General features: G+C 71.1%; 12 protein-coding genes, 4 tRNA genes and 1 pseudogene. 9 read left to right on the forward strand and 8 right to left on the reverse strand.

The features are described from left to right. Both ADK57_RS43640 and ADK57_RS43645 read right to left on the reverse strand, forming a co-directional pair. Window positions 1–316, reverse strand: a 316-nt coding sequence (locus tag ADK57_RS43640; protein ID WP_159050243.1) for a response regulator, incomplete at its 3' end; no start/stop codon positions are given. Beyond that, on the reverse strand, window positions 304–1,455 hold the full coding sequence (locus tag ADK57_RS43645) for a sensor histidine kinase (RefSeq protein WP_053755332.1): 1,152 nt from the start codon (window positions 1,453–1,455) through the stop codon (window positions 304–306). The genes ADK57_RS43645 and ADK57_RS43640, both read right to left, overlap by 13 nt. Window positions 1,456–1,600: 145 nt before the next feature. On the opposite strand from ADK57_RS43645, the gene ADK57_RS43650 reads away from it, so the two are divergent. The 5 genes and pseudogenes from ADK57_RS43650 to ADK57_RS43670 all read left to right on the forward strand — a co-directional run. Then, entirely contained in the window at window positions 1,601–2,050 is a 450-nt protein-coding gene (locus ADK57_RS43650) for a hypothetical protein (protein WP_053755333.1), read from the forward strand. Window positions 2,051–2,160: 110 nt separating this feature from the next. Then, window positions 2,161–2,655: a MarR family winged helix-turn-helix transcriptional regulator gene (locus tag ADK57_RS43655; protein WP_053755334.1), complete on the forward strand. Its 495-nt coding sequence runs from the start codon at window positions 2,161–2,163 to the stop codon at window positions 2,653–2,655. A gap of 154 nt (window positions 2,656–2,809) precedes the next feature. Then, window positions 2,810–3,433 (forward strand): DsbA family protein, encoded by a 624-nt coding sequence (locus ADK57_RS43660; RefSeq protein WP_053755335.1) that lies wholly within the window; start codon window positions 2,810–2,812, stop codon window positions 3,431–3,433. Between the two features lie 32 nt (window positions 3,434–3,465). Beyond that, window positions 3,466–4,272: an MBL fold metallo-hydrolase gene (locus ADK57_RS43665; RefSeq protein WP_053755336.1), complete on the forward strand. Its 807-nt coding sequence runs from the start codon at window positions 3,466–3,468 to the stop codon at window positions 4,270–4,272. Window positions 4,273–4,277: 5 nt separating this feature from the next. Beyond that, window positions 4,278–4,721, forward strand: a pseudogene (locus ADK57_RS43670) (nuclear transport factor 2 family protein); the annotation flags it as partial. Between the two features lie 94 nt (window positions 4,722–4,815). Here the strand turns inward: ADK57_RS43670 and ADK57_RS43675 are convergent. The 6 genes from ADK57_RS43675 to ADK57_RS43700 form a co-directional block, all read right to left on the reverse strand. Further along, window positions 4,816–4,888: transfer RNA gene (locus ADK57_RS43675), tRNA-Lys, on the reverse strand. A gap of 109 nt (window positions 4,889–4,997) precedes the next feature. Next, on the reverse strand, window positions 4,998–6,560 hold the full coding sequence (locus ADK57_RS43680) for an amino acid permease (RefSeq protein WP_053755337.1): 1,563 nt from the start codon (window positions 6,558–6,560) through the stop codon (window positions 4,998–5,000). 68 nt (window positions 6,561–6,628) lie between these two features. After that, window positions 6,629–9,718: an FG-GAP repeat domain-containing protein gene (locus ADK57_RS43685; RefSeq protein WP_053755338.1), complete on the reverse strand. Its 3,090-nt coding sequence runs from the start codon at window positions 9,716–9,718 to the stop codon at window positions 6,629–6,631. 224 nt (window positions 9,719–9,942) lie between these two features. Continuing rightward, window positions 9,943–12,078 (reverse strand): DEAD/DEAH box helicase, encoded by a 2,136-nt coding sequence (locus ADK57_RS43690; protein ID WP_053755339.1) that lies wholly within the window; start codon window positions 12,076–12,078, stop codon window positions 9,943–9,945. 218 nt (window positions 12,079–12,296) lie between these two features. Then, complete coding sequence (locus ADK57_RS43695) at window positions 12,297–12,836, reverse strand: hypothetical protein (protein WP_053755340.1); 540 nt, start codon at window positions 12,834–12,836, stop codon at window positions 12,297–12,299. Between the two features lie 89 nt (window positions 12,837–12,925). Continuing rightward, entirely contained in the window at window positions 12,926–13,276 is a 351-nt protein-coding gene (locus tag ADK57_RS43700; RefSeq protein WP_053755341.1) for a metallopeptidase family protein, read from the reverse strand. Window positions 13,277–13,361: 85 nt separating this feature from the next. Here ADK57_RS43700 and ADK57_RS43705 point away from each other — a divergent pair, with 85 nt between their 5' ends. From ADK57_RS43705 to ADK57_RS43720, 4 genes are all read left to right on the forward strand, one after another. After that, entirely contained in the window at window positions 13,362–14,960 is a 1,599-nt protein-coding gene (locus ADK57_RS43705) for a metallophosphoesterase family protein (RefSeq protein ID WP_053755342.1), read from the forward strand. An 80-nt stretch (window positions 14,961–15,040) separates the two neighbouring features. After that, window positions 15,041–15,113: transfer RNA gene (locus ADK57_RS43710), tRNA-Glu, on the forward strand. Window positions 15,114–15,150: 37 nt separating this feature from the next. Further along, window positions 15,151–15,225: transfer RNA gene (locus ADK57_RS43715), tRNA-Asp, on the forward strand. Window positions 15,226–15,249: 24 nt separating this feature from the next. Continuing rightward, window positions 15,250–15,323 (forward strand) — tRNA-Phe (locus ADK57_RS43720). Window positions 15,324–15,400 lie beyond the last annotated feature (77 nt).

Below are 15,400 nucleotides of genomic sequence, written 5' to 3' on the forward strand. Positions count from 1 at the left end.
GCAGATAACCGACCCCGCTGCTCCCACCACCCAGCAGCTCGGCGGCGTACGACTCCTCGACGTACTGCGAGAGCACCAGCACCGGCAACCCGGGAATCTCCTCCCGCGCGGCGCGTGCGGCACGCAGCCCTTCGTCACGGAAGCCCGGCGGCATCCGCACGTCGAGGACCGCGACATCGGGCCGGTGCTCCAGCAGCGCGGGCACGATCTCGGGCCCGGTGCCGACCACGGCCGCGACCTCGTGCCCGGCCGAGGTCAGCAACAGCACAAGGCCCTCCCGAAGGAGGGCGTTGTCCTCGGCGATCACCACACGCACGGCAACTCCACCTCGATCACGGTCGGCCCGCCGACGGGGCTGGTGATGTCGAACGTCCCGTCGAGCGCCGCGACCCGTCGGCGCATGCCGAGCAGTCCCGAACCGGAGGACTCGTCGGCACCGCCCCGGCCCTCGTCGCGGACACGCACCGTCAGGCTGCGCCGGGTCCGGGCGAGGCGGACCTCGGCCCGGGGCGAGCCGCTGTACTTGGCGACGTTGGTCAGCGATTCGGCGATCACGAAGTAGGCGGCGGCCTCCACGGCCGCGGGCGCTCGTACGCCCTCCTCCAGGCCGCCGTCGTCCACCGACACGGCCAGACCGCTGCTCGCGGCCAAGGCCCGCACCGCGCCGACCAGACCGCGGTCGGTGAGGATCGGCGGGTGGATGCCGCGTACGACGTGCCGCAGCTCCGTGAGCGCCTGTTCGGCCTGGTCCTGGGCGTCGTCCAGGAGCTTGCGGGCGGCCGCGGGATCACGGTCGTAGGCCCGCTTGGCGAGCCCGATCCGCATCGACAGGGCGACCAGCCGCGCCTGCGCGCCGTCGTGCAGGTCCCGCTCGATACGGCGCAGTTCGGCGCCGTGCGCGGCGATCGCGTCCGCCCGGGTCTCCTTCAGCTCCTCCACCCGCGCGGCGAGCTGCGCCTTCGGGGACGGCATGAGCAGGGCGGTCGTCCAGCCGGCCTCGGTGTCCGCGAGCCGCACGATCAGCGGCAGCACGACCGCGGGCCGCCGCAGCAGTCCGCACCACACCCCGTCGACGACCAGACCCACGGGCCACAGCGGCAGCGCGAGGAAGAGGAGAGCGCCGTAGAAGTAGTAGGCGAGCATCCAGCGCAGGTCGGTGTGCGTGCCGGGATCGCGCACCGCGATGCCCAGCCGCTCCCGCAGCGTCCCGGTCATGCTCTGATACGCCTCGGGAATCCGCCGCCCCGTCCATGCGAAGGTCAGCGCCCGCTTGGCCCCGGCGATCCGCCGGATCAGCAGCACCGTCTCGGGCAGCATCCAGGCTCCGACCACCGCGAGCGTTCCGATGGCGGTGATCAGCAGAACGGTGATGAATATCCACACCCCGAACGCCATCGCCGCGGCCACGACAAGATGCAAGGTGGCCCACGCGGCCCGCTGGACGGTCTTCCACATGCGGCAACGCTAGATGATGCAGGTGGGGGCGGTCGGGTGGGCGGGCACCCGGGCAGAGGTGTAGCGGGCTACACCATCGGCTCCGGAGGGCATGACGACCCCTCAGGCATGATGACCCCTCAGGCATCACGGCCCCGGGGGGACCATGAACACCCGTACGACCGCTGCCGCGCTCTGCGCCGCAGCACTGCTCGCGCTCACCGCGTGCTCGTCCGACAGCGGCGACGACAAGGCGGCGGACACGACGCCGACCACGGCGAAGCCGACGAGCCCCGCACCGGCTCCGAGCACTTCGAGCACACCGAGCACCGACCAGAGCTCGGCCGCGCAGGCCGCCGGCATCCCGCCCGAGCCGATCGGGGCGGTCCGCGTCCGGCTGCTCAGGGCGCTTGCCGCGGCCAACCCGGACATCGTGAGGTACGAGGACAAGGCCGTGGACGCCGCGCGCAACCAGTGCGGCGCGATCAACGGGGGCGCGCAGCGACTCGACCGGTCGGCCTCGCAGCGCTTCACGTACAAGGACGTCACGACCACCGAGACCCAGGGCAAGCAGATCAACCAGGCCCTCGAAGACCTCGGGTTCTGCGAGGTCTGAGCCGTACCGCCACGCCCGAGGGCACGAGGGGCGCCGCCGGTACCCCCCGGCGGACCCGCACGGCATGATCGGTGCAAGGCTGCCGGGGACGACGGAAGGACGCTGGGACCGTGACTGAGCACGCGGGGATCTCGACGGCGAAGGAGGCCGCGAATCACGAGCTGGTCCTGGCTTTCGGGCGGTTGCAGGGGGCGGCCAACCGGCTGGAGTACATCCTGGGGCGCTCCCTGGAGGTGGAGTGCGGGATCAGCCATCTCATGTACGAGGTGCTGCTGATCCTGGGACGGGCTGCCGAGCCGGGTCTGTCGATGCGGGCCATCGCCCAGGAGCAGGTGCTGACCACGGGCGGGGCAACGCGGCTGGTGGACCGTATGGAGGCGGCCGGGCTGGTCGAACGCGTCGAGGACCCCGGCGACCGGCGCGGGCGGCTGGTGCGGCTGACCGGGCTGGGGGAGCAGACGGCGGTGGGAGCCTCCCGGGTGCACGTGGAGAACATCGAGCGGTACTTCCTGGAGCCCCTGCCCGAGGCGGACCGTGAGCGGTTCGCGGAGGATCTGCGCATCTTGAGCCACGCGGCACGGGACATGCTGCCCCGCCTGCCCTGAGCTGCGGCCGGGCGCCGCGCCTGATCCACTGACATCGGAGAACGAAATGTGGCGCCGATCACGCGAGCCCGGAAATACCTGACACAGCAGATACTGTTTAGTCAGATGAATCGCTCGCACTGGGCGGGCGCCACACCCCCTGTCGAGGTCCTCGATGCAGCTCGTCTACGTTTTCGACGCCTATTGCGGCTGGTCGCACGGTTTCTCGGGCACGGTGCGCGAGACCGTCTCCCGCCACCGGGAGCTGCCGGTGGAGGTGGTCTCGGGCGGCCTGTTCACCGGGGAGCGCCGGGTCCCGATGAGCGCCTTCGGCCACGTCCGGGGCGCGAACGACCAGATCGCGGAGCTGACCGGCGCCGAGTTCGGTGAGGGCTACCGGCGCCTGCTGGCCGAGGGGTCCTTCGTCATGGACTCCGAGGCCGCCGCACGCGGCGTGGCCGCCCTGCGCCGCACCGCACCCGACCGGGTGCTGGAACTGGCCACTGCCCTGCAGCGCGCCTACTACGTCGACGGGCAGAGCCTGTCCGACCCGGCCACCTACCGAAGGCTCGCCGAGGCGTCCGGGCTCGACGGCGACGCCGTCGTCGCCGCGTTCGCATCACCCGAGGCGCGGGCCGCGGCCGAGGCGGACTTCCACCGCGCCGCGGCGCTGGGCGTCACCGGCTTCCCCACTCTCCTCGCCGTCGACGGCGAGCGCGTCACCGTACTGGCCCGCGGCCACGCCACCGCCGACGAGGTCGACCGACGGCTGGCCGCCCTGAGCGCAGACCTCCACTGACCCCTCCCCCCACGAAACGAAGGAGCACTCGCATGAGCACGCTCGAATTCACCGTCCTCGACCTCGACTTCCCCGCCGGCAGCAAGAACAAGACGGCCACCCTCGTCACCGGCGAGCGCGAGGCGCTGCTGGTCGACGCCGGCTTCACCCGGGCCGACGGCCACCGCCTGGCCGCCGCCGTCCTGGACTCCGGCAAGCAGCTGACCACCGTCTTCCTCAGCCACGGCGACCCCGACTACTACTTCGGCGCCGAAGTCCTGGCCGACGCCTTCCCCGACGCCGCCTTCGTCGCCACCCCGCAGGTCATCGAGCACATCCAGCACTCCTACGAGGGCAAGCTCAAGGCATGGCAGGCCCTCGGGCCGAACCTGCCCACCCGTCTGGTCGACATCGCCCCGCTGACCGGCGACCTCACCCTGGAAGGCCACCGCTTCGAGCTCAAGGGCGGCCCGGCCGAACTGCCCGACCGCCACTACCTGTGGCAGGCCGAGCACCGCGCCCTCCTCGGCGGCGTCCTGCTCTTCCAGCAGGAACACGTCTGGGTCGCCGACACTCCCGCCCCCGAGGACCGCTCCGCCTGGATCGGGCTGCTGGACGAGATGGCCGCCCTCGACCCGCAGCTGGTCGTGCCCGGCCACCGTCTGCCCGACACCGCCGCCGACGCCTCCGCCATCACGGCCACCCGCGACTACCTCCTCGCCTTCGAAGAGGAACTCGCGACCGCCGCCGACGGCACCGCGCTGACCGAAGCACTCGTCAAGCGCTACCCCGGCAACGGCATGCTGATCGCCGCCCAGATCGGCGCCAAGGTCGCCAAGGGCGAAATGAAGTGGGGCTGACCGACATGACGACCGACGACACCACCGCCCACTCCGCCACCACCGCCCCCGACTTCGCCACCTCCGCCGCCCCGGCCGACGTGGTCCGCCGCCAGTACCTCGCCTCGGCCGCCGGCGACCTGGAAGCCCTGCGTGCCACCCTCGCCCCCGACGTGGAGTGGACCGAGATGGCGGGCTTCCCCCTCGCCGGCACCTACCGCACCCCCGACGGCGTCACCGCCAACGTCATGGAGCAGTTGGGCAAGGAGTGGGACGACTGGACCGCCCACGACGACACCTACGTCGTCGACGGCGAGAACGTCGTCGTCCTCGCCCGCTACACCGCCACCAACAAGGCGACCGGCAAGCCCATCGACGTACGCGTCGCCCACCACTTCGTCGTACGCGGCGGCCGGATCGTACGCTTCGAGCAGTTCGTGGACACGGCCAAGGTCCGCGACGCGATGACCGACGGGGCGGAGGCGGGCGGCGGGCTACCGGATCGCGGCCCCGGGAAACACCAGAGCCCCCGCGCCAAATCCCTCTGACGTGGGGGCTCTCCGGTAGGCCCTGTGGGACTCGAACCCACAACCAATGGATTAAAAGTCCACTGCTCTGCCAATTGAGCTAAGGGCCCAGGTGATGTTGCCACCCCGAGCATAGCCGGAGGAGGCCGTGTCTCCGATCGGGTATCGGGGACACGGCCGTGCCGGATGTGAACAGCCGGGGCCGGCGGGTCCGGAGTGTTAGGGATCTACCGGTTCGGGGGCGTTCGCGCGGGCCGCCGCGAGGGTTCGGGTCCGCTCGTGGTCGGGGTTGAGGAACCAGTGCCGGGCCGAGGCCAGCCACCAGATCGCCGCGAAGCCCAGGACCACCAGGACGGCCACCGGCGCGTAGTTGAAGGTCTCCCACGTCACCGGCGAGACCTGCGGCAGCATGAACAGCACCGTGATGACGCCGACCCAGACCACCGACACCACACCCACCGCCCGCGACCAGCGGCCCAGATGCCACGGCCCGCGGTCGAAGGCCTCGCCCTTGCGCAGCCGGAGCAGCGTCGGGATGACGTACGCGATGTAGAGGCCGATCACGGCGATCGACGTCACCGCCGCGTACGCGGTCACATTGATCAGGTACGGAAGGCCCAGGACCAGCGCGCCGCCCGCCGCCAGCCACACCGCTGCCACGGGTGTGCGCGTGCGCGGGCTGACCGTGTGCCACACACGCGAGTACGGCAGCGCGCCGTCGCGCGAAAAGGCGTAGATCATGCGGCTGTTGGCCGTCACGGACGCCATCCCGCAGAACAGCTGCGCCCCGATCACGACCAACAGCAGCAGCTTGCCCGCCGTCGCGCCCAGCGCGTCCAGCAGGATCTGGGCCGGCGGCGCCCCCGTCGCCGACCCGAGGGCACCGTCGTACGACTGGATCGCGAACGTGAAGCCGAGCAGCAGCACGAAGCCCGCTATCCATGAGGTCCAGATGGACCTCACGATTCCCTTCGGGCCCGCCGTCGACGCGTCGTGCGTCTCCTCCGTCATGTGGGCCGAGGCGTCGTAGCCGGTGAAGGTGTACTGGGCCATCAGCAGGCCCAGGAGGACGACGTACACCCCGCTGCCCCAGCCCGTGTTGTTCACGAACTCGCCGAAGACGAAGGACGCGGACTGGTGGTGGTCCGGTACGAAGGTCAGCGCGCCGACGATCACCGCCACGCCCAGCACGTGCCACCAGACGCTCACGCTGTTGAGCAGACCGACGATCCGGACGCCGAAGGTGTTCAGCAGGCCGTGCAGCACCAGGATGCCCGCGAAGAGCAGGACCGTGCGGCCCGGTGTCACCTCGAAGTCGAACTGGAGGTTCAGGTAGGCGCCGAGGAAGGACGCCGCCCCGAAGTCGATGCCCGCCGTCACCGCGACCTGGCCGAGGACGTTGAACCAGCCCGTGAACCACGCCCAGGCGGCCGCGGTCCGGGAGGGGGCCAGGCGGTGCGCCCAGAAGTACAGACCCGCCGACGTCGGGTAGGCCGAGCAGATCTCGGCCATCGACAGGCCGACGAACAGCGTCATCAGGCCGACCGCGACCCAGCCCCACATGATCACGGCCGGGCCGCCCGTGTTCATGCCGAACAGGTACAGGGTCAGGCAGCCCGAGAGGACCGAGATGATGGTGAAGGAGACCGCGTAGTTGGAGAACGCCGACATGCGGCGGGCGAGAACCTGCGTGTAACCGAGCTGGGCCAGCCGTTCCTCGTCCGAGAGATCCGAGAGATCCGGGACGTCGGATTGCCCGCTCGCGATGGCGTCATCTGTCATGCCCCCAGCAATTCCCCCGCCGAGGGCGTGACACACGTCACAACTTGGCTAGAAAGGATCCTTCCCTTCTAGAAAAGGCCCTTGTAGCCCTGCCAGCCGCTCGCGATCTTCACGCGCGCCCCGAACGACCCCTTGCCGTCGCCCGCGTTGCGGTACAGGTTCCCCGCCGAGTCCCGCACCACCAGGTCGTTCCTCCCGTCCCCGGTGATGTCCCCGACGCCGACGATCGCGTTGTAGGAACCGCCCCAGTCGGAGAACACCTTCGCGCGGGCAGCGAAGGTGCCGTCGCCCTTGCCGTAGTACCGGTACAGGTTGTTCGACCTGTCCTGCGCGAGCAGGTCGCCGATGCCGTCACCGTCGAGGTCGCCGACGCCCACGACCTTCTTGTACGTCTTCCAGTTGTCGTACAGCTTCACCCGCGCCGACAGCTTGCCGGTGCTGGTGCCCTTGTAGAGGTAGACCGTGCCGGTGGTGGTGTTGCGCGCGATCAGGTCCGGGCGGCCGTCGCCGCTCACGTCACCGGGCGCGGTCAGCACGTCGTACTGGTTCCAGCCGCTGGACCCGAGGGTCGTGTACGACGTCGACGGCTTCAGCGCGGCGTTGCAGCCCGGCTTGTACAGCCGCAGGGCCCCGCTGCTCAGCCGCACGAGGACGTCGTTGCAGCGGTCCCCGTTCAGGTCGCCGAAGGGGACCGCCCTGATCGAGGTGGCCCAGCCCGTCCCGGTGACCTTCCCGGAGAACGTGCCCTTGCCGGTGCCCTGCTGGAAGGTCAGGCCGCCGGAGGAGTTGAGGGTGAGCAGGTCGCCGATGGCGTCGCCGCCGAGGTGGTCGTGACGTACCGGGCTGCCGCCGCGCAGCGCGACCGAGCCCGTCACCTCCAGCGCGGCGCCGATGCCGTCGGCGGGCGTCACGGACAGCGTCCAGTCGTACGAACCGTTCGGCAGGAAGGCGGACTTGGGGTCGGTGCCGAACCAGCCGACGCTCAGTTCGCCGCGGGCAGCACCGCCGTCCCGCGTGTCCACGATCTTGCCGGTCGCCTTGCTGCGCACGGTCAGCCGCCAGCTCGCGGACGGCTTCGAGAGCAGCAAGGTGGTCAGGGTGTCCGGCGTGGTGTCGATCTTCTGCGCCTCGACGGACGACGCCTTCTCGGCCGGCGCGAGCAGCCGCAGCGGCTGCTGCGGCACGCCGGACGGCACGAGGTGCACCTGCTCCTGGCCGTCGACGTAGGCCGCGTTCGCGCCCGACTCGTCGACCGTCCAGCGCACGTCACGCTGCGAGACGCCCGTGTCCGGAAGGTCGCCGATCACCCGGCTCGCGGGCGTGCCGTCCGCGACCGTCGTCAGCGTCAGCTTCCCGTCCTGCCTGTCGTGCGTGACGACGTAGCCGTCGCCGAGCTCGGCCTCGTCGGCCGGCACGGGCACGGACTTCTTCGCCGTACGGTCGTAGACGCCGGCCCGGCCGTCGCAGGTCCAGTACAACCAGCGGCCCAGCGCCTGGAGTTCGGTGGGCGTGCAGCCGGCGTCGGTGGTGACGGTCTCGGCGGTCTTCTTGGTGGTCAGGTTGTACGCGGTGACACTGCCCGGGGTCGTCCCGGCGGTCCACAGGACGTCGCCGGAGAGAGCGGCCGCGCCCGGGACGCGGGTGACCTGGGTGACGCTGTCACCGATCTTGTAGACGTACTGCTGGGACGGAGCCGTGTAGAGCACGTACCGGCCCGAGACGTCGGTGATCCGCCCGCCGACGGGCACGTCGCGGTACCAGTAGTCGTAGGCGCCCGGTCCGGCGACGGTGATCCGCTCGGACGTCGAGTTGTGGTCCAGCCAGGCGATCTGCCCGTCGGCCGTGCCCTGCACCGGGGCGCAGGCGACGTCGTCGGCCGCGCAGGTGCCGATGAGGGCGCCGTCCGAGGGGAGGAACCGGGAGGACGTGCCGAACGTGGGCGCGCCGGTGGCGGCGACGGTCCGGACACGGCTGATGCGCTCGCCCTTGGTCCCGTAGCTGGTGCCGTAGTCCGCGGTGACGAGCCGCCCCTGGTTCAGCGAGAGCCCCTGGATCGGGAACGGCGGCTTGGACAGCGCCTTGACCTGGGTGACGACCGGTCTGCCGTCGGAGCCCGGCCCAACGCGCTGGACACCCCAGTCGTCGGGGGTGGCGCCGGTGCGGCCGATGAGGACCGCGGTGCCGTCGGAGACCGCCGAGGTGTACAGGCCCGACCCGGGCAGCAGGGTCACCACGGGACCGCCGGCGATCGGCTTGGCGGTGACCGCCGTACCGTCGCTGGGCCGGTGGATCAGCCAGTCGCCGACCACGGCGAGGTTCTGCGCGGGGTTCACGCTGGTGGCGCCGTCGAGCGTGACCTCGACCGGGGCGGCCGACAGGTCGTTGCGCGCATACACCTGGACGGTGGCCTCGTTGGCGTTGAAGAGGACCACGTGATCGGTGGTCACCTGGGCCTTCAGGTAGACCTTGGAGCGCAGCGGCGTCCAGGTCTGCGCCTGCCCCGTCCTGCGGTCGACCATGACCGACAGGTACTGCCCGTTCTGCGTGGCCTGGAACAGCAGCCCCGTGGCGTCCCCGCCCAACGGCGCCCCGAGGTTCACTCCCGCGGGCAGTCCGCTGACCGGCACGTCACGGGTGGAACCGTCGGCCTCCGGGAACAGCAGGTGCATCTCCCGCAGGGTCGTGCCGTTCTCGTCCTGCACTCCGCGGTAGCCGACCGCCAGGTCGCTGAAGGCGGTGAGCAGCGCCAGCTCCGAGGGGGTCTGGATCGTGCGGGTGGTCCCGTCGACCGCGTTCCACAGGTCGACCCGGTTGCCCGCGTAGCGGTACGCGAGGACGTCACCGCCGGTCCCCCAGGTGCCGGTGATCCCCTCCGGCCGCGTCACGGGCACGGACTTCCCGTCCGAGTACCGCGTCCAGACCAGCCCGGACCCCTCCAGCGTGTGGAAGACGCCCTGCTGCCCGGCGCCGTCGTGGCCGCCGTAGGTCGACCCGCTGTACAGCTCGGCCGCGGGATAGGTGCCGCGCAGCGTCGCCGGCACCACCGTTTCCTGCGGTACGTCCGCGACGGCGGCGGACGGCAGCAGCGGGCTCAGACCGGCCGCCAGTACGGCGGAGGCGGTGACGAGACGCAGGCGTGCGAAGGCATGACGAGCCAAGGAAGACCCTCCCGAAAACAGGAGACGGAATGCACACCGCTCTCCGGTGCCCCTGACCCCCCGGTCACCCCACCCGTCTCACAAGTCGGCTGATCCTACAGCCTGCACACAGGTTCCGGGGAAAGCGTTTTCGAGCGGTACGGCGGGCGACACGGGAACGCCAGAACGCCGTGGCCCCCCACCAGTTGGTGGGGGGCCACGGCGTTCACTGCTCAGGGACGCACTCAGCCGTTGCGCTTCCAGCGCGGCTTGTCGTCACGGCGACCGAAGGAGCCGGTGCCGGTGCCGGTGCTGCCGCCACGGTGCTCGTCACGACGACCCGAGGGGCGCTCGTGACCGGTGGCGCGGAAACCGGGGCGGTCGCCGCCCTGGCGGTCACGGTTGAACGGACGGTCGCTGCCGCGGTGTCCGCCGCGCTCGTCACGACGCTCGAAGGAACGGGCCGGACGGTCGTCGCGGCGGAAGCCGCCACCACGGTTGTCGTCACGGCGCTCGAAGGAACGCCCGCCACCGCGGTTGTCGTCCCGACGCTCGAAGGAACGGCCACCGCCACGGTTGTCGTCCCGACGGTCGTCGCGGCGGAAGCCGCCACCACGGTTGTCGTCACGACGCTCGAAGGAACGCCCGCCACCACGGTTGTCGTCGCGACGCTCGAAGGAACGGCCACCGCCACGGTTGTCGTCCCGACGGTCGTCACGGCGGAAGCCGCCACCACGGTTGTCGTCACGACGCTCGAAGCCACGGCCGCCACGGTCGTCACGACGCTCGAAGGAACGGCCACCGCCACGGTTGTCGTCCCGACGGTCGTCACGGCGGAAGCCGCCACCACGGTTGTCGTCACGGCGCTCGTAGGAGCGACCACCACGGTCGTCCCGGTCCGCCTTGTCGATGTCCTGCGCCGCCGGCTGCTCGGGAACGGAGACCTCGGCCACCGCGGCCGCGGCCTGCGCCTCGGCCACCGCCGCCTCGGGGTCCTCGCCCTGCTCGCGCGCGACCCGGGCGACCAGGCGGTCGGCCTCCTCGCGCAGCTCGGTCGCGCGGCGCTGCGCCCGCTCCAGCTCCTTGGTGAGCTGGGCGACCTCGCGCTCGGCCTGCTGCGCGGCGTTGCCCGCGGACTCGGCCTGGACCTCGGTCATCGAACGGGCGCCGGTGATGTCGGCGACCTCGGGCTCGAAGGCCGTACCGGAGTTGATGATGTGACGCCCGGCGTCGACGCCCGCGTCCTCCATCAGCCGGAAGATCTGACGGCGCTGGTGCGGCAGCGACAGGGAGACCACGGTGCCGGTGCGGCCGGCGCGGGCCGTGCGCCCGGCGCGGTGCAGGTAGTCCTTGTGGTCGCCGGCCGGGTCCACGTTCAGGACCAGGTCGATGCCGTCGACGTGGATGCCGCGGGCGGCGACGTCGGTGGCGACGAGGGCGTTGACGTAGCCCTTCTTGAAGTCCTCCAGCACCCGGGTACGCGCGCCCTGCGTCATACCGCCGTGCAGCGCGTCGGCCTTCACACCGGAGTCGCAGAGCTGCTCGGCGATACGGTCGGCGCCCAGCTGGGTGCGGACGAAGATGATCGTGCGGCCCTTGCGGGAGGCGATCGCGGCGGTGACCGGCGCCTTGTCCTTGGGCTTCACGATGAGGATGTGGTGCGACATGGTCGTGACGTTGCCCTGGGCGCTGTCGACCTCGTGCGTGACCGGGTTGCTCAGGTAGCGCTTGACCAGCGTGGAGATCTCGTTCTCCATCGTGGCCGAGAAGAGCATGCGCTGACCGCCCGCCGGAACCTGGTCGAGCAGCTCGGTGACCTCGGGCAGGAAGCCCAGGTCCGACATCTGGTCGGCCTCGTCGAGGACGGCGATCTGCACGTTCTCCAGGGAGCAGGCGCCGCGGTTGATGATGTCGCGGAGGCGGCCCGGGGTAGCGACGAGGACGTCGACGCCGCGCTCGAGGGCGTAGATCTGGTTACCCATCGACGTGCCGCCGCAGACGACCTTCATCTTGAGGCCGAGGACGTCGCCGTAGGGCTGGAGCGCGTCCGCGACCTGCATCGCGAGCTCACGGGTGGGCGTGAGGATGACGGCGCGCGGCTTGTGCTTCTCGGTGCGACCGCCGGCCAGCGTGGCCAGGGCCGGCAGACCGAAGGAGAGGGTCTTGCCGGAGCCGGTGCGGCCACGGCCGAGGATGTCCTTGCCGGCCAGGGCGTCCGGGATGGTCGCGGCCTGGATCGGGAAGGGGGTGGTCACGCCGTTCTGGGCGAGCTTGCGCACGACGCCCTCGGGGAGACCGAGGCTCGCGAACGTGACCTCGGGAGCGTCCTCCGTACCCTCGTTCTCGGGCACGACGACGTGATCAGTACTGGAAATGGACATGCGTATGCGAAACCTTCCGGAGTCTCGTCGGCACGCGCCCGTCAACTCCGTGTTTCGCTATACGACCGCCTCTATGCGGTCCGCCACGGCAAAGGAGAGTACGCGCCACACGGCGCGCTCTGCATTGGCGCCGGGCAAATGGGATCAAACGATCTACCACCATACGCACCCACCGCCCCTCAAGGCAAACTGAGCCCATACCCGCAGGTCAGACGAGCCTAGGCCGGCGCACCCGCCTCGGGTGCCGGCTCCCGCTCGCCCAGCTGCGGCCCCGGAGGCTCGTGCGCCGACGACGACGGCTCGGCGGCCGTCGGCTCGGGCGTCGGCGACGCGGGCGGCGGAGTCGGTGTCGGCTGCGGCTCGGCCGTACGGGTGGGCGTCGGATCGACGTCGGTCGGCAACGGCTCCCCCGGCTTGTCCGGCTTCCCCTTCCCCCTCCCCTTGCCCGGCTTGGCACCCACAGAGCCGGAGGCGCTCGCCTCCGCCGGCGGGGACGCGGACGGCGGCGCGGACTCCTCCTCACCCTTCTTCCCCTTGCCGTGCCCGTGCTTGCCGCCCTCGGCCGCGGCACCGAATCCGGGGCCACCGCCCGACACCTCCGCCCCACCGTCGGGCGCCTCACCGGCCCGGTGCCCTGCGGAGTGCGAGGGCTCGGCGCTCCCGCCGCCGCCGTCGTCGCCGACGCTCATGCAGCCGGCGGCAGCGGCGACGGCCATGACCGTGGCGGCCAGACGGACGGGTACGTACAAGGGGCGCACGAGCAGCCACCTCCGGTGGAGGATGAAGGAGTCAACCTGCCCAACTCCCGCCGCCCACAAGAGGACACGCGACCCGTATCAGCGGAGCCTCACCCGTACCCGAGCGCGTGCAGCCGGGCGTCGTCGATCCCGAAGTGGTGAGCAATCTCATGCACCACCGTCACCTCGGTCTCCTCGACGACCTCCTCCCGCGACTCGCACATCCGCAGCGTCGGCCCCCGGTAGATGGTGATCCGGTCCGGCAGCACCCCCGCGTACCACTCGCCCCGGTCGGTCAGCGGAGTCCCCTCGTACAGCCCGAGCAGCTCGGGATCCGCCGCCGGCGGTTCGTCCTCGACGAATACCGCGACGTTGTCCATCAGCCGCGTCAACTCCGGCGGAATCCGGTCCAGCGCCTCGGCGACCAGTTCCTCGAACTCCTCGCGCGTCATCTCCAGCACAGGCCCATTGTCCGGTACGCCGCCGCAGTACGAGAGTCGTGAGTGCGCCCGCATATCCACGGGCGGAATTGGGCATACGGGACCAATGGCCCGCGTCCCCGTCGCCGTCCGGAACACCGTGAACTCCCTACGCAGGATCCCGCGCGCCCTCGCCCGTCACTACCGCACCCGCCGGCCCCACCCGTCGTTCGAACTCGTCCCCCAGGCCCACCCCTGGGTTCGCGCCCTCGGCCTCGTCGCCGTGGTCGTCCTCGGTGCCTGGCTGGGGCTGCTGATCGTCGGCAACGTGCGGACCCCGGTCGGCCCCATGAACACGACGATGACCCTGCGCCCGTCGCTCACCGGGGGCACGAAGATCAACGTCTCGCCGCTCGGCGCCCTCCAGCTGGACAGCCACCACGCCCCCGTCCGCCTGGACGTCAACGTCGACCAGCTCGACCCGGTCCGCTCCCAGGCCCTGGTCGACCACCCCGAACGCCTCTCCGGCCTCCAGGACGAGGTCACCAAGGACGTCGAACACGGCACCCGCGACCTGGCCCTGCGCTCCTGCGTGGCCGTCGTGTCGGGCGCCACCGCCCTCGGCCTCGCGGTCTACCGCCGCCCCCGCCGAGCCCTGGCGGCAGGCGGCCTCGCCCTGACCCTCCTGGCCGCCTCCGGCGGAACCGCGTACGCGACCTGGAACCCGGAATCGGTCCTGGAACCGAAGTTCTCCGGCCTGCTCTCCTCCGCCCCGTCCCTGGTCGGCAACGCCCGCAGCATCGTCACCGAATTCGACGTCTACCAGAAGGAGTTGGCCCGCCTGGTGACGAACGTGACGAAGCTGTACGACGCCACCTCCACGCTCCCCACCTACGCGCCCGACCCCTCCACCATCCGGGTCCTGCACGTCTCGGACATCCATCTGAACCCGGCGAGCTGGCCGATCATCTCGTCGCTCGTGGAGCAGTACAAGGTGGACGTGATCGTCGACTCCGGCGACACGATGGACCACGGCTCGGCCGCCGAGAACGGCTTCCTGGACCCGATCGAGGACCTCGGCGCCCCCTACCTCTGGGTCCGCGGCAACCACGACTCCCGGACCACCCAGCGCTACCTGGAAGGCCTGAAGAACGTGCGCGTCCTGGACGACGGGCGGGCCCAGACCATCGCCGGCCTGCGCTTCGCCGGGATCGGCGACCCCCAGTTCACCCCCGACCGCTCCGACAAGCCCGGCGCCGAGGAGTCCCAGGAGCAGGCGGGCGCCCGTCTGGCCTCCGCCCTGCGCGCTCAGAACACCGCCGGCACGCCCGTCGACGTCGCCATCGCCCACGAGCCGTCGGCGGCCCGCGGGGTGGACGGCGAGGTCCCGCTGGTGCTGGCCGGGCACCTCCACCACGAGGAGATGGAGGTCATGAAGCAGGGCACCCGGCTGCGCGTCGAGGGCTCGACGGGCGGCAGCGGCCTGCGCGCGATCGAGGGCAAGTACCCGGACCCCATCGAGGCCTCGATCCTCTACATGGACCGCGACACGCGCCGCCTCCAGGCCTGGGACGAGATCGAACTGGGCGGCCTCGGCCTCACGACGGCCGAGGTCAGCCGCCACCTGGTCGAGGAGAACCAGCCCGGAGCAAGCTCGTCCCCCACACCGTCCCCCACACCGTCTCCCTCGCCCGCGTCCTCCGCCCCGACCCCCGCCTCCCCGTAAACCGTTTTGGCGATCCCTCCCGCCATCCCATATGCTTCTCACGTCCCCGACGCGCTGCGAAGCGCCCAGGCGGGCCGATAGCCCTCATCGTCTAGCGGCCTAGGACGCCGCCCTTTCAAGGCGGTAGCACGGGTTCGAATCCCGTTGGGGGCACGCAACACCGTGTGCGACACTGTCGTACACAACGCTTGGTCCTGTGGAGCAGTTTGGAGTGCTCGCCACCCTGTCAAGGTGGAGGCCGCGGGTTCAAATCCCGTCAGGACCGCTGAGGTTTCCCCGGAAGCCTCGTGGCTGGGTAGCTCAGTTGGTACGAGCGATCGCCTGAAAAGCGATAGGTCGCCGGTTCGACCCCGGCCCCAGCCACAACCCGAAGGCCCCGTCCACCCGGACGGGGCCTTTGACGTCCGCCTTGCCGCCGGTCAGGGCGCCGGCCCACCCCG

This window comes from Streptomyces sp. MMG1533 (genome assembly GCF_001279775.1).
Taxonomy (GTDB): domain Bacteria; phylum Actinomycetota; class Actinomycetes; order Streptomycetales; family Streptomycetaceae; genus Streptomyces.

Coding starts and splice junctions, on each gene's coding strand:
- ADK57_RS43665 (WP_053755336.1), top strand. CDS start 3,466: ATGAGCACGCTCGAATTCACCGTCCTCGACCTCGACTTCCCCGCCGGC.
- ADK57_RS43680 (WP_053755337.1), bottom strand. CDS start 6,560: ATGACAGATGACGCCATCGCGAGCGGGCAATCCGACGTCCCGGATCTC.
- ADK57_RS43650 (WP_053755333.1), top strand. CDS start 1,601: ATGAACACCCGTACGACCGCTGCCGCGCTCTGCGCCGCAGCACTGCTC.
- ADK57_RS43690 (WP_053755339.1), bottom strand. CDS start 12,078: ATGTCCATTTCCAGTACTGATCACGTCGTCGTGCCCGAGAACGAGGGT.
- ADK57_RS43660 (WP_053755335.1), top strand. CDS start 2,810: ATGCAGCTCGTCTACGTTTTCGACGCCTATTGCGGCTGGTCGCACGGT.
- ADK57_RS43705 (WP_053755342.1), top strand. CDS start 13,362: ATGGCCCGCGTCCCCGTCGCCGTCCGGAACACCGTGAACTCCCTACGC.
- ADK57_RS43645 (WP_053755332.1), bottom strand. CDS start 1,455: ATGTGGAAGACCGTCCAGCGGGCCGCGTGGGCCACCTTGCATCTTGTC.